Genomic DNA, 14,629 nt, shown 5'->3' with positions numbered 1-14,629 from the left:
AAAAAGGAAACAATGGCAACAGGCAGTAAAATATATCCTATCAAGAATATAACTAATAGTTTACCAGACTCTTTTTTAAAGAGATACCGCCCTTTTAAGTAGTTTTGTATGTTAATCAAACAATTCACTTAAGTTGTAAATTATACAGTTTTACTGTCATAAAGTCTGGCTAAAAGTGCAAATTATAAGTATGACAACTGAGTTCATCTTATTTGAAAAGTTATAAAACTTGAAAAGATAATGCTGCCTTAGCGGTGAACTGAAAAACAGCAACTAATTCATAACTCCTATTTAAGAGGATTTTGGGGTGTGGTTAATTATCTGATTGTGTTCCTCTCCTTCTTAGAGCTAGCGGTAATAATGTGGAAGCACAAAGCTTACCTTTTGTGACTGGGTTGAAATTAAACAGTACCAAATATTGTATATTCAACGCTGTCAAAATCTAGAGCATATAGATTTCAGTTAAAGCAATATAGTCTGTCTTATCAATTCTGAATTACCGTTAGTACCAATTCTAATTTTCATGATTACCAGAAAGCAGCTGGTATCTAAATATCTAATAAAAATGTGCTATAACGTACCGTCATAACTGTGGTGATGGTTCGATCTTTGAAGGAGCTTTGAGGTGGAAAACAATAAGTCGTTTCTGTGGCCAGAAGGAATATTAATTGCACTACTTGCTTTAGGTGGTGTTTTTAGTCTTGCTTTTATGATGCTTCTAAGGCCAAATGCTTCGGATGCTCAGAGTAGACCAAGTATAAATATCAAGGATGTATCTGCAAACGTAGGAACTCAGCAGCGCATTGAGAAATTAAAGGCGGCGATGCTTACAAGTTGGCAGCAAGAAGCACAAACAAAGGGTCTAGCCTACCCCATACCATCACGTTTTCAAGGGGCAATCATTAAGGCTGCAAAGCTTACTCAGGGAGAGAAAGTGATTGCTCTCACCTTTGATGATGGCCCTTGGCCTGAGACTACAGAGCAAGTGTTAAATATTCTGAAATCAAATAATATCAAAGGGACGTTTTTTGTAGTCGGGCAGAACCTAAAAAATTATCCAGAGTTAGGAAGGCAGATTGTCGCTCAAGGTCACGTCATTGCCAACCATACTTGGCATCACTGGTATCACTTCTTTAATCAACAAGCAGCTGCTTTTGAAATTGAGCGCACAACAGACTTAATTTATCAAGTTACAGGTGTCAAAACAAATTTGTTCCGACCGCCTGGTGGTATGCTACACAATGGATTAACTGGTTATGCTAAAGGACAAAAGTATGCTGTGGTGATGTGGTCGGCTGATTCCACAGACTACAAGTTACCAACTGTACCAAAGTTGATCGATAACGTGATTAAAGATTCTAAACCAGGTGGGATTGTGCTAATGCATGATGGTGGTGGTAATCGTTCTAGAACTGTGCAAGCTTTACCAGAAATTATTAGCAACTTTAAAAAGCAAGGCTATCGCTTTGTGACTATTCCAGAACTTTTAGAAATCGAAGATACTGACCAAAAGTTGCTAGCGAACAAGAAACAATAATTATTAATTATGGGTAATTAGTCAATACTAATCTGCGAAAAATTAAAATTATATTTTTTGGTTAAAATGCCTAATTTTTACGTTCGGTTAGAGACTGATAATTAAGGGCACTCTAGCAGTGAATCAAAACATTTTTCTCTAAAGAGCGATCGCCCAAATATTGATACTGTATTGATATTATTACATGACTATTACAAAAGTTTTTTGGCGCTGAAAACCTTATTTTATTAAAAGGCAGGCCAGAAGGCCTGCCTCACAAGATTGAATTTATTTGTTAGAAGTCTCTTAATGACTGCTTACCAAACTTAACTCAGTTGTTTTTTCAGGATTGGCTTCTGGACTATCAGCTTCAGAAGGCGGAACTAACTGCCAGAATTTCGGCAAAAATTCTTGCCAGTTTTGCAGAATTTTCTTCGCCTTTGGTGAACCAGTGCGTTCTGCATGATTTTGGATTAATTCTTGCAGTTGCTTTGCACCTAATTCGGTAATCACGCGCTGTATTTTGACAATTTCCGGGTTGACTAACTCACGAAATGAGTCGTCTTCATCCAAGAAGTATGCGAGTCCACCAGTCATTCCAGCGGCTACGTTACGTCCTACTTTGCCGAGGACGACAATCACACCACCTGTCATGTATTCACAGCAGTGATCCCCAGCGCCTTCAATCACTGCTACGCCTTTGGAGTTTCTCACAGCAAAGCGCTCTCCTGCTAGACCGTTGGCAAATAATATGCCGCCAGTAGCACCATAGAGACAGGTATTACCAACTATCACGTTTTGTGATGCGTTATAGGTAGCATCAGTTGGAGGTTTGATGATGATTTCACCACCATGCATCCCTTTACCTACATAGTCGTTTGCTTCTCCTTCTAGGCTGAGAATTATGCCTGGGAGGTTGAAAGCACCAAAGCTTTGCCCAACACTACCTGTAAAGTTGAGATTAATTTGTCCTTCAAAGCCACTGTCACCGTATTGAGAAGCGATCGCACCCGCTAATCTTGTACCCACTGTTCTATCAGTATTGATAATTGGGTAAGTCTTGGTGACAGTAGACTGATCCCTAATAGCAGCCAGAATGTCGGGATCGGCAAGGAATTTGTCATCCAAAACCACGCCGTTGCTGTGAACTTCTTCATGCACCAACCAGCTACGATTGTCTTTGCTATTTGGTAGCTGAAGTAAGCAGTCAAGATTTAGCGATCGCGTTTTGGCGAGATTTACCTCTGGGCGCAGTTTTAACAAATCTGCACGTCCAACGATTTCTGACAAAGAACGGTAGCCAAGTCGGGCTAACAAACTCCGCACTTCTTCGGCAATGAAGTAGAAGAAGTTGACAACTTGTTCCGGTATTCCCGTAAACCGCTTGCGGAGTTCTTCTTTCTGAGAGGCAACACCGACGGGACAATTATTTGTATGGCAAATCCGCGCCATGATACAGCCTTCAGCAATCATGGCAATGGAGCCGAAACCAAATTCTTCGCCGCCCATCAATGCACCTATTACCACATCCCAACCACTCTTGAGTCCGCCATCTACGCGTAAAATCACGCGATCGCGCAAGCCATTTTCCATCAAGACGCGATGCACTTCGCTTAAACCCAGTTCCCACGGTGAACCAGCATGTTTAATCGAACTGAGTGGCGATGCACCTGTACCACCATCATGTCCAGAAATCTGGATAATATCAGCGTTTGCCTTCGCTACACCAGCCGCGATCGTACCAATGCCAACTTCTGAAACTAGCTTCACCGACACCTTTGCTTTCGGATTAATTTGGTGCAGATCAAAAATCAGTTGTGCTAGGTCTTCAATCGAATAAATATCGTGGTGCGGTGGTGGCGATATCAGCGTCACACCTGGTTTAGAGCGCCTTAACATCGCAATGTATTGGCTTACCTTGGGCCCTGGCAGTTGTCCACCTTCTCCAGGCTTGGCACCTTGGGCAATTTTGATTTCAATTTGTTTGGCGTTAACTAGGTACTCTGGTGTGACACCAAAGCGTCCCGATGCTACTTGCTTAATGGCACTATAGGCTCGATCGCCATTTTGCAATCCTTTTAAATGAGGTAAGGTTGGCGAGTGACCAGACTCGTCTACATCATCTAAAACTGTGTAGCGGACAGGATCTTCGCCGCCTTCTCCAGAATTTGATTTACCGCCAATGCGGTTCATCGCGATCGCTAAAGTTTCGTGGGCTTCTCTTGACAAAGCGCCTAAAGACATGCCGCCTGTGCAGAAGCGCTTGACTATTTCATATACCGATTCCACTTCTTCTAGAGGAACCGGGGTGCGATCGCCTTGGAAATCTAGTAAATCTCGCAAGGCTGTTGCTGGTCTGCCTTGGAGGTGCTTTTTGTAAACTTCATAGTGGTCGTAGTTTTTGCCATCTAGAGCCTTATGCAGTGCCTTAACCATTTCGGGGCTATTCATGTGGTACTCGCCGCCAGGACGGTACTGCACAAAGCCCAAGTTTTCTAACTTCTTGGTCGTTAGTTCTGGGAAAGCTTTGACGTGGAAGGAAAGCACTTCATCAGCAAGTTCGGTAATGCTCAAACCACCGATGCGGGAAGTGGTACCACGAAATCCCAGGTCGATTAAATCTCCACCGATGCCAATAGCTTCAAATATTTGGGCTGCTTGATAGCTGGAGAGCAGAGAAATTCCCATTTTGGAGAGAATTTTGAGCAAACCTGACTCTACTGCTTTGCGATAGTTTCCTAAAGCTTGTTCTAGGGTGAGGGTGGGAATTTTTTGCACACCCATTAACTTTTGAGTTTTGGGATCGGACCACCAATCACGCACCGTATCTAAAGCCATGTACGGGCAAACTGCGCCAGCACCATAGCCAATCAGACAAGCAAAGTGATGGGTACTCCAGCATTGAGCAGTATTCACAATCAGGGATGTTTTCATTCGCAACCCCTCACGAATTAGATGGTGATGCACCGCACCTACTGCTAATAGGGGAGGAATGTAGGTATATTCTGTGTTGAGACTGTCATTGACCCGATCGCGATCGCTTAATATTAAAATCTTTGCACCTGCTCGGACTGACTCAGCTGCTTGTGCTTGTAAAGATTGCACTGCGGCTTTCAATCCTTCTGGGCCGCTAGCGATCGCAAATAGAGTTGACAACTCAGCCGTGGCAAATCCTGACAGCTTAATTGCCTCTAATTCTGCATCCGTTAACACTGGCGACTCAAGTTTCAATCTCCGAGCATATTCTGGCTTGGGTTCTAATAAGTTACCCCGTTCGCCCAGTTCGACTTTCAGAGACATCACTAGCTTTTCTCGCAGGGGATCGATCGCTGGGTTCGTCACCTGAGCAAAGCGCTGTTTGAAATAGTCATAAAGTAGGTGGGGCTTTTGTGACAGCACCGCTAAGGGAATATCATCACCCATGCAGAAAGTCGGTTCTGAACCTGCGATCGCCATTGGATGAATCACCATTTCTACATCTTCTGTGGTGTAGCCAAAGGCAGTTTGACGCTGAAGTAAGGTTTGCTTGTCAATTTTGTCAGTTGGACTATGCCCGTTACCATTCTCAGCAGCCAGATGTCCATTGCCATTCACATGTGACGGCTGACTACTGACAATTTGTTTAAGTTCTTGACGGTGCTGTTGCAGCCATTCTCCATAAGGGTGCTGCTTGGCGATGCGCTGCTTAATGTCCCAATTCTTCAGCACTTCATGATTTTCTAAATCCACGGCAATCATTTGCCCTGGGCCGAGTCTACCTTTCTCGACAATATCGGCTTCTGGGAAGTCCACCACACCAGCTTCCGAAGCTACAACAATGTAATCATCTTTGGTGATCAGGTAACGAGCTGGTCTTAAACCATTACGATCTAGAGTTGCACCAACCTTTTTGCCATCGCTGAATACTAAAAGTGCTGGCCCGTCCCAAGCTTCTTGCAAACCACTGTAATATTCGTAGAAATCAACAATTTCTGGAGATTCACGTAAAGAAGGTTGATTTTGGTAAGCCTCTGGAACCATAATCATTAAAGCTTCCAAGGGGCTGCGTCCAGAGCAAACCAGCAATTCCACTACGTTGTCTAGGGTAGCTGAGTCGCTGTTATCAATATGAACTAATGGCTTGAGTTCCTGGATGCGATCGCCCCATACAGGATGATTCAGGCTAGCTTCTCGCGCCATCATCCAGTTGATGTTACCCAATAAGGTATTGATTTCGCCGTTGTGACCCAAAAGCCGCATCGGTTGGGCTAGGGGCCACTTGGGCATGGTATTGGTACTAAAGCGGCGGTGATAAACAGCAAAGGCACTTTTGTAAGCTGGATTTTTTAAATCGTCATAAAAGCTGCCCAAGACAGCAGAACGCACCATGCCTTTGTAGACAATTGTGCGACTTGACAACGAACAGATATAAAATTCTTCTGAGATGTTAGTTGCAGCTTTACTAATTCGGCGGCGGGTAATATACAACTGCCGTTCTAATTCATCACCGCTTTTGTCAACAGAAGCTAACAAAACTTGTTCAATCTGGGGCTGATTTTCTCTTGCTTGTACCCCCAGCAAATCAGATTGCACTGGCACTACTCGCCAACCCAATACAATTAATTTCTCTTCAGCAGCTACTTGCTCAACAGTCACCCTCGCTTGTTGTGCAGCTTGCTGGTCTTGTGGTAGAAATATCATCCCCACAGCTATGCGATCGCTAGATGGAAATTCCTTTCCCCTTTGGGCAAAGTCTTGTTGGAACAACTCCCAAGGAATTGCTGTCAATACTCCAGCACCATCACCAGAGTCGCGATCGGCGCTACAACCCCCCCGGTGTTCTAAGCAGGTTAAAGCAGCTAAGGCTTTTTCGACAATTTCGTGGCTGGTATGATTTTGGCGATGAGCAATAAAACCTACACCACAGGCATCTCGTTCCTCTACTAACCACTTTTGCCCCTGATAGGTATCTCTTGGGTTGATATTCGCTGTGATTTTCTGGTCTTGATTCATCGGTTGATTATTCATACCCTGTTCCTGAAGTATTGAGTTACCAATTTTGCCACTACATTGTGGGAAAAAATTTCTAATTTCAGCGATGGAAAAATATATAGGCACCGAAATTTAGGGAAAAAAAATTTTAACTTCGGTTTTACTTTATCAGTTCCCCCGTGTTAAAATAATTGCGTATTTTTATGTGTTTATGCGGTGTTAGACAAGTTACCTCCGCCAAGACATTATTTTTGCCCTGACAGTTTCTTTTTTATATTTTGAAGCTAAGTATTTTTTCAATTTATTTTTCCAGATGCACGCTAGCTACTCATGGAGCCTATTTCGGCTCACCTGAAACAAAACTAAAACTGAACGCTGCACTATTTTTTAAAGCCACAGCCCAGATAATTCGTAATTGCTCGTGACAATCAAGAACTCACTCTAAGCAGTCGCGTTGCGTTTCTTAGAGAAGCTATGCTAAAAGCTTTACGCTACGCTACCTTAATTCGTGGTTGCAATCAGTGAGGGGTTCTACCCTTCATTGTCTTGTTAACCATTGAATTAAAAATTGAGTCCGATCTGGTGTTCCTTTTTAATTACGAATTACGAATTACGAATTAGTAATTATTTGGTTATCCCGATCCAGCAATAAAATCAGCGTATTACAATATATACCCATTTGACAATTCCCAAATATTGTTGTTGTCTAGAATTTTGCCGCTTACCACTTGCCGCATGTATTACTATTAACTAGACATTACTGAAGTAATAACAGTAGCAACCTTCAGCTAGGATTAAATATTTTAATCCAATTTTGATAACCAAAACTACCGTATATAGTGTGGTTAGAATTAGTGGGAGTTAAAAAGCTTGATTGCAGTGGCTTTAGCGTCTAAGTAAATTAATGTGTGCCTAAAAGAGATAACTAGCCAATATATAGATTACCATATTTATTAAAAAATAAAGTCATGTTTCCTTTATATTTCCAAATAATTGGTTAGTTTAAACCTTGGGTAATAGTTTTCCAAAGTATCTAGTAAATTATGGTAAAAATGCCGAATTGTTGCCAATCAGAGATTAGCGATGGCTTTGCAAACGCCCTTGGCGTTTGCAAGTTTTTTCGGGCTACTGTGTCATCAATACTTTTGACAGCACTGTGCTTAACTACCACCTATGCTACCAACGCCCAGGAGTCCGCAAAAACCACCAAATCAACACCCAGGTTAATATCACAGTCACCCGCACCTCTTTTACCAGGTGTGGCATCCTCTGGTAATCAAATTTCCCTCAATGGTCATACTTTACCAGGAACTTGGTTACAGCGACCTGGAAAATCTGGACAGGTGACAACTCATCTCAGTGACGGAGCATTCAGGCAATTAATTGGAGTAAATTTCTTAAACAGTAGTAATTCAGCGAAGCAACCAATACAGTGGTTTTCGCCGGTGACAAAGCCACAGGTGTTAACCACTAGGCTACTAGGAGCATATCGCTATCTGGATATCACTAATTTTGCTCAAACATCTGGCTGGCAAATTCAAGCTAATGGCAACATTTTGGTGATTGCTACCCCAAAAACACAAATAACAAATATTGTTCAGAGTCAGGAACCTCCAGAAGCGAGTACCCCTTTGCAACAGACTCGGATTCTTGTCGATTTAGATCGTCCCACTCCCTGGCAACTTGCACAAGGGTCAGCGATCGCCAAACCGCAAACTCCGTCTTCCGATCCAGATACGCCAACTCCCAAATCCACTGTACCGCCAAATAGACAGTGGACGATTACCCTGGATGGAATAGCCGACCCTGTTTTGATAGAACGCTATACTCCCCAGCCACCAGTAGCACCACCAACATTGCTGCCAAACCTACTCAAACAATTATCACCAGCTACACCAACAGAACCAACACCACCAGCCCCTGAACCACTGATTCAAAAAGTGGAGGTGGTGAAAAACCAAACGATTATTAGTCTGAGCGTTCCCTTTGGTCTATCGCCTCAAGTTAGTACTGTAGATAACCCCAATCGCCTGATTATCAATATTCGACCCGATCCTCTAGAAGAACAAGATATTACTTGGGCCCCAGGATTGCGTTGGCGACAGCATTATGTCAACTTAGGCACAGAGCGTTTTCCTGTAGTCTGGTTAGAAGTTAATCCCCGCAAATTTGGGCTAACCTTAAAACCTATGTGGGCTAGTCCTGATGGGCTTGCGGGTACTGCTCCCTTAATTCAAACAGCACAACGTTACTTAGCAGTAGCTGGAATTAATGGTGGTTATTTTAACCGTAATAATAAATTGCCATTGGGTGCGATTCGTCGAGATAGTCAATGGTTATCAGGCCCCATTCTTAACCGAGGTGCGATCGCTTGGAATAATTCAGGCCAATTTTACTTCGGTCGTCTCACCTTAGAAGAAACTTTAATCACAGCAAACGACCAGCGCTTACCAATTCTGTTTCTCAACAGTGGTTACGTCCAGAGTGGCATTGCTCGTTACACCTCAGCTTGGGGATCAACTTATACACCCCTGACAGATAACGAAATTATCTTAGTAGTAGAAAAAAACCAAATTACTAATCAGTTACCAGGCGGCAAAGTTGGTGCGACAGTGGTTCCCATTCCCCAGGATGGCTACCTGCTAACTTTACGCGCTAACGCTACTAGTGCTGCCTCCCAGCTACCTATTGGAAGCGCAGTAAGTCTTTCCAGCGCCACTACTCCAGCTGATTTTAGTCGTTATCCCCACATTATCGGTGCTGGGCCGCTACTAATCCAAAATCGTCAAATTGTCCTTGATGCCAAAGGCGAAAAATTCAGCAATGCCTTTATTGCCGAAAAAGCTATTCGTAGCGGTATTTGCACAACAGCAACAGGCACACTGATGATTACTGCCACACATAATCGTGTCGGCGGTTATGGGCCTAACTTGGCAGAACATGCCCAATTGATGCAATTAATGGGCTGTGTGGATGCCCTAAATTTGGATGGTGGTAGTTCTACCAGCCTTTATTTAGGAGGGCAACTACTCGATCGATCTCCCAGTACCGCTGCTCGTGTTCATAATGGAATTGGTATTTTCTTGCAACCACGAAAATGAGGTAATAGGGAATAGAGAAAAACTCACTTACCAATCCCAAATCCCCAGTCACTTTTTAAAGTTTAGAACAAGCTGTCATTTTGCTTGATGAAGACTTGGTGTAGACATCAGAATTTTAGTAGTGATAGTTTACGCTATAAGGTTTGATTTTGCTATGTTTATCAAAGTGCGACAAAATTGCTGATTTTCAAGGTTGCAAGATAGCGCCGGATTTTTTATCAATAATTAAGAGTACCAACGGTTTGTTATGTCTTCAAATGAGGTAACTATGGCTCGATATCAAGAAACTACACAGACTGAAACTCTACACCTCCCTCCAACCATAACTTCCAGGGGCGTTGCTGCAACTGAATTACGTCCTTGGGGTGCTTTTACAGTTTTAGAAGAAGGGCGCGGATACAAAATTAAGCGCATCGAAGTTAAGCCTGGACACCGCCTCAGTCTACAAATGCACCATCACCGTAGCGAACATTGGATTGTCGTCTCTGGTACAGCTAGAGTAGTTTGTGGTGAGAAAGAAGTACTACTGAGCAATAATGAATCAACTTATGTACCCCAATGTACATCTCATCGTTTAGAGAATCCTGGCGTGATCCCCTTGGTATTGATTGAAGTTCAAAATGGCGAATACTTGGGAGAAGATGATATTATTCGCTACCAAGATGACTATGCTCGTACCAAAGATTAAAACTGAAAGAACGTTATTAAAGCTCTAATCCCAAAGCTAAATACATTTTTGTGTAAACCGTCTTTGTAAACGAACTACTACACCCCAGAAGTCCCTACCTAGTCAAGGTGGGGACTGAAGCATGTTAGTGTTATAAATGTAGTAATAGCGATCGCGCTCAAGCCTTTGGTGATTTGGAATTTTGCACAAGCAAGGGTCAACCTATCTGTAAAATGGAAGATGGGGTATTCAATTGCAAAAAACGAGTTCCATGATTCATCTGAGTCAAGCAGCCGTAAGTGAGATTGGGCGAATAAAGTCCAAGCAAACAAATGTCTTGTTTCGATTGGCAGTAAAACCAGGTGGTTGTTCCGGGTTCTTTTATGATATGTCCTTCGATGAAGCAATAAAAGTTGACGACCAGGTTTTCGACTTGGATGAGATTCAAGTGGTCATAGATGCCGCAAGCTTAAATTACCTTAACGGTTTGAGAGTTGATTATTCAGAAGACTTAATGGGTGGTGGTTTTCGCTTCCACAATCCCCAAGCGATCGCTACCTGTGGCTGTGGCAATTCCTTCTCCTTGAGTCCTTAATGATTGAACAATTAGTCAAAAAACAGATGTTTGATCGCTAAGGAAAAATAGCAATTGACATAAAGCCGTAAAAAAAGATATAATCAGGATTTGTTAAAACTTAGACCATAAGCAGCTTTACGCGCTGTAACTCATGCCAACAATACAGCAGCTAATACGAAATGAGCGCGAACAAGCGCGTCAGAAAACCAAGTCCCCGGCTCTGAAACAATGTCCCCAACGTCGGGGAGTTTGTACCAGAGTCTACACGACCACACCAAAAAAGCCTAACTCAGCCCTACGCAAAGTAGCAAGAGTCAGACTTACTTCTGGATTTGAAGTCACAGCTTACATTCCAGGCATTGGTCACAACTTACAAGAACACTCAGTTGTGATGATTCGTGGCGGTCGGGTTAAGGATCTACCAGGCGTGAGATACCACATTATCCGTGGCACCCTAGATACAGCCGGAGTCAAAGACCGCAAGCAAGGCCGTTCCAAGTATGGAACCAAGCGTCCTAAAGAAGCGAAAAAATAGGATTAGGCGATTAATCGCATCCAACACGATTAATCGTCTATCTAAAAACGCTGAAGGGCAAAAGAAGGAGCGCCGTCTTTGTTCTAACAGTAGTGATGAAGACTGCTAAAGTCTGTTTCAAAAAATCAAGCAAGCTACATCTACACTAAGCGAGCAAGTGTAGAAGTTCTGAAGAGAAAGCTGTAACTGACAGCAAATTTCTCATCTGAACATTAAAGTTTATAATCTTGTCGCCTTGAGTATTTAGTTGCAGGTAGCAAGTCAAACAATTTTAGATTTTAGACTTCGGCTACGCTGAGTCGAACGATTTGCGATTTTGGATTGGTCAAACCCACAAGGGAATTAGGCTTACAGACTTTTGATTTGTTCAGATCCTTGCGATCGGAATATATACCGAAAACTTTTAATCCAAAATCAAAAATCAAAAATCAAAAATTGGCAGTAAATAAGTCAGCCTTGCTGCAACGGTCGAAAAAATTGAGGAAGTCTGAGGGTTGGATTCTACCGCTTTTAGTTTCCGGTGTCTGATAGCATATAATTTCGTTGCCAATTCCGAATTAAAGGTGAAGTATGTCTCGTCGTGGTGTTATTCAAAGGCGCCCAGTTCCGTCTGACTCCGTATATAACAGTCGCCTTGTGAGCATGATTATCAGACGGATCATGCGTCATGGCAAAAAATCACTTGCCGCACGCATTGTTTATGATGCATTAAAAACTATTGAAGAACGCACTGGTGCTGGTGCCTTAGAAACCTTTGAAAGAGCAGTGCGAAATGCCACGCCTTTAGTAGAAGTAAAAGCTCGGCGAGTTGGTGGAGCAACCTACCAAGTACCAATGGAAGTGCGTACAGAACGGGGCACTACTTTAGCACTGCGTTGGTTAGTGCAATATTCCCGGTCAAGACCAGGCCGGACAATGGCCAGCAAATTGGCAAATGAGTTAATGGATGCTGCCAACGAAACTGGAAATGCCATTCGCAAACGCGAAGAAACACACCGGATGGCGGAAGCTAACAAAGCATTCGCACATTATCGTTACTAAGTAAAAAAGCGATATATCGCCTTGCCAAAGCGGTATATCGTAAATTTACAAAAAAAGACGGTTTTCCGTAAAAGTATAGAATCTTAACAAAGAGTAATATACAAGATATCATGAGGCAAAAACTATAGGAGGTAGCTGTGGCACGCACGATCCCGCTAGAGAAAGTACGCAACATTGGTATTGCGGCGCATATAGATGCGGGCAAAACAACAACAACAGAGAGAATATTATTTTACTCTGGGATAATTCATAAAATTGGCGAAGTTCATGAAGGAACTGCCGTCACAGACTGGATGGAGCAGGAGCGGGAACGGGGAATTACCATTACTGCCGCTGCTATCAGTACCAGTTGGAAAGATCATCAAATTAACATTATCGATACTCCGGGTCACGTAGACTTCACAATTGAAGTTGAGCGTTCCATGCGCGTGTTGGATGGTGTAATCGCAGTATTTTGTTCTGTGGGCGGCGTGCAACCCCAGTCTGAGACAGTGTGGCGGCAAGCAGAACGCTACAAGGTTCCTCGGATAGCCTTTATCAACAAGATGGATCGCACCGGAGCGAACTTTTATAAAGTTCACGAGCAAATCCGCGATCGCCTGCGGGCGAATGCGATCGCCATTCAACTACCAATTGGTAGTGAAAATGACTTCCGAGGTATCGTTGACCTAGTAAGGCAACGTGCGTATATTTACGCCAATGACCAAGGAACCGATATCCAGGAAACCGATATCCCGGAAGAATTGCAAGCGCAGGTAGACGAATTCCGTACCAAGCTAATAGAAGCCGCAGCAGAAACCGATGATGCTCTGATGGCTAAGTACTTCGATGGCGAAGAACTTACAGAACAGGAAGTTCGGACTGCCCTGCGTAAAGGCACAATTGCGGGGACAATTGTACCAGTACTTTGCGGTTCGGCATTCAAAAACAAAGGCGTACAGTTGATGCTGGATGCCGTTGTCGATTACCTGCCTGCGCCAAGTGAAGTACCGCCAATTCAAGGCTTACTGCCCAATGGCGATACTGTTGAGCGGCGAGCTGATGACAGCGAACCCCTAGCGGCTCTAGCATTCAAGATTATGGCTGACCCTTATGGTCGCCTGACATTTGTTCGCGTTTATTCTGGTGTCCTGAAAAAGGGCAGCTACGTTCTCAACGCTAGTAAGAATAAAAAAGAACGGATTTCCCGCTTAGTTCTAATGAAGGCAGACGATCGGCAAGATGTCGATGAACTGCGAGCGGGTGATTTGGGAGCAGCTTTGGGATTGAAAGACACCTTGACAGGTGACACGCTCTGTGATGATGGATCGCCAGTAATTCTGGAATCCCTATTCATCCCTGAGCCTGTGATCTCGGTGGCGGTTGAACCCAAAACCAAGAACGATATGGACAAGCTGTCCAAAGCTCTGCAATCTCTCTCAGAAGAAGACCCCACCTTCCGTGTCCGCGTCGATCCGGAAACAAACCAAACCGTAATCGCGGGGATGGGAGAGCTACACCTAGAAATTCTAGTAGACCGGATGTTACGAGAATTCAAGGTGGAAGCGAATGTAGGTGCCCCACAAGTAGCTTATCGAGAAACAATTCGGAAAGCTGTGAACAAAGTTGAGGGCAAATTCATCCGCCAAAGTGGTGGTAAAGGTCAATACGGTCACGTTGTGATCAATTTGGAACCTGGAGACCCCGGTACTGGCTTTGAGTTCGTCTCCAAAATTGCCGGTGGTTCAGTACCTAAAGAGTACGTTGGCCCCGCAGAACAAGGAATGAAAGAAAGCTGCGAATCCGGTGTTCTAGCTGGATATCCGTTGATTGACGTTAAAGCGACGCTAATTGATGGGTCATACCACGATGTAGACTCTTCGGAAATGGCTTTCAAAATCGCCGGCTCAATGGCGATGAAAGAGGCTGTGCTGAAAGCTTCACCCGTCCTCTTAGAGCCTATGATGAAGGTTGAGGTTGAAGTTCCTGAAGACTATATCGGGAACGTCATTGGCGACCTCATCGCCCGCCGAGGGCAAATTGAAAGTCAAAGCACCGAACAGGGACTTGCTAAGGTCGCATCCAAAGTTCCACTGGCGACCATGTTTGGCTACGCCACTGATATCCGGTCAAAGACGCAAGGTCGGGGTATCTTCACGATGGAGTTCAGCCACTACGAAGAGGTGCCTCGCAGCGTAGCTGAAACTATCATTGCAAAAAGCAAAGGGAACGCTTAGTTAAA

Annotated in this window: 8 protein-coding genes; 7 read left to right on the top strand and 1 reads right to left on the bottom strand. The window is 43.7% G+C overall.

The window, feature by feature from the left end; all coding sequences use genetic code 11:
• Nucleotides 1-625: 625 nt before the first annotated feature.
• Nucleotides 626-1,537 carry a polysaccharide deacetylase family protein gene (locus V7K84_RS27495; protein ID WP_334842791.1) on the top strand — a complete coding sequence of 304 codons (912 nt, stop codon included), beginning with the start codon at nucleotides 626-628 and terminating at the stop codon, nucleotides 1,535-1,537.
• Nucleotides 1,538-1,822: 285 nt separating this feature from the next.
• On the opposite strand, the gene gltB is transcribed toward V7K84_RS27495, so the two are convergent.
• On the bottom strand, nucleotides 1,823-6,523 hold the full coding sequence (gltB, locus tag V7K84_RS27490; protein ID WP_334842789.1) for a glutamate synthase large subunit: 4,701 nt from the start codon (nucleotides 6,521-6,523) through the stop codon (nucleotides 1,823-1,825).
• Between the two features lie 1,016 nt (nucleotides 6,524-7,539).
• Between gltB and V7K84_RS27485 the strand changes: the two genes are divergently transcribed.
• From V7K84_RS27485 to fusA, 6 genes are all read left to right on the top strand, one after another.
• Nucleotides 7,540-9,588 carry a phosphodiester glycosidase family protein gene (locus V7K84_RS27485; RefSeq protein ID WP_442941021.1) on the top strand — a complete coding sequence of 683 codons (2,049 nt, stop codon included), beginning with the start codon at nucleotides 7,540-7,542 and terminating at the stop codon, nucleotides 9,586-9,588.
• 268 nt (nucleotides 9,589-9,856) lie between these two features.
• A complete protein-coding gene (locus V7K84_RS27480; RefSeq protein ID WP_099099760.1) occupies nucleotides 9,857-10,276 on the top strand; it encodes a cupin domain-containing protein in 420 nt (139 codons plus the stop codon).
• A 250-nt stretch (nucleotides 10,277-10,526) separates the two neighbouring features.
• Nucleotides 10,527-10,850, top strand: a complete 324-nt coding sequence (locus V7K84_RS27475) for a HesB/IscA family protein (RefSeq protein ID WP_292815805.1) — start codon at nucleotides 10,527-10,529, stop codon at nucleotides 10,848-10,850.
• Nucleotides 10,851-10,983: 133 nt separating this feature from the next.
• Nucleotides 10,984-11,367 carry a 30S ribosomal protein S12 gene (rpsL, locus tag V7K84_RS27470; RefSeq protein ID WP_012410236.1) on the top strand — a complete coding sequence of 128 codons (384 nt, stop codon included), beginning with the start codon at nucleotides 10,984-10,986 and terminating at the stop codon, nucleotides 11,365-11,367.
• 570 nt (nucleotides 11,368-11,937) lie between these two features.
• Nucleotides 11,938-12,408, top strand: a complete 471-nt coding sequence (rpsG, locus tag V7K84_RS27465) for a 30S ribosomal protein S7 (RefSeq protein ID WP_069070112.1) — start codon at nucleotides 11,938-11,940, stop codon at nucleotides 12,406-12,408.
• A gap of 137 nt (nucleotides 12,409-12,545) precedes the next feature.
• Nucleotides 12,546-14,624 (top strand): elongation factor G, encoded by a 2,079-nt coding sequence (gene fusA, locus V7K84_RS27460; RefSeq protein ID WP_334842787.1) that lies wholly within the window; start codon nucleotides 12,546-12,548, stop codon nucleotides 14,622-14,624.
• Nucleotides 14,625-14,629 lie beyond the last annotated feature (5 nt).

This window comes from Nostoc sp. (assembly GCF_036917315.1).
Taxonomy (GTDB): Bacteria; Cyanobacteriota; Cyanobacteriia; order Cyanobacteriales; family Nostocaceae; genus Nostoc.
The sequence above is the reverse complement of the archived record's forward strand: the minus strand, read 5'-3'. Positions and strand labels throughout refer to the sequence as shown.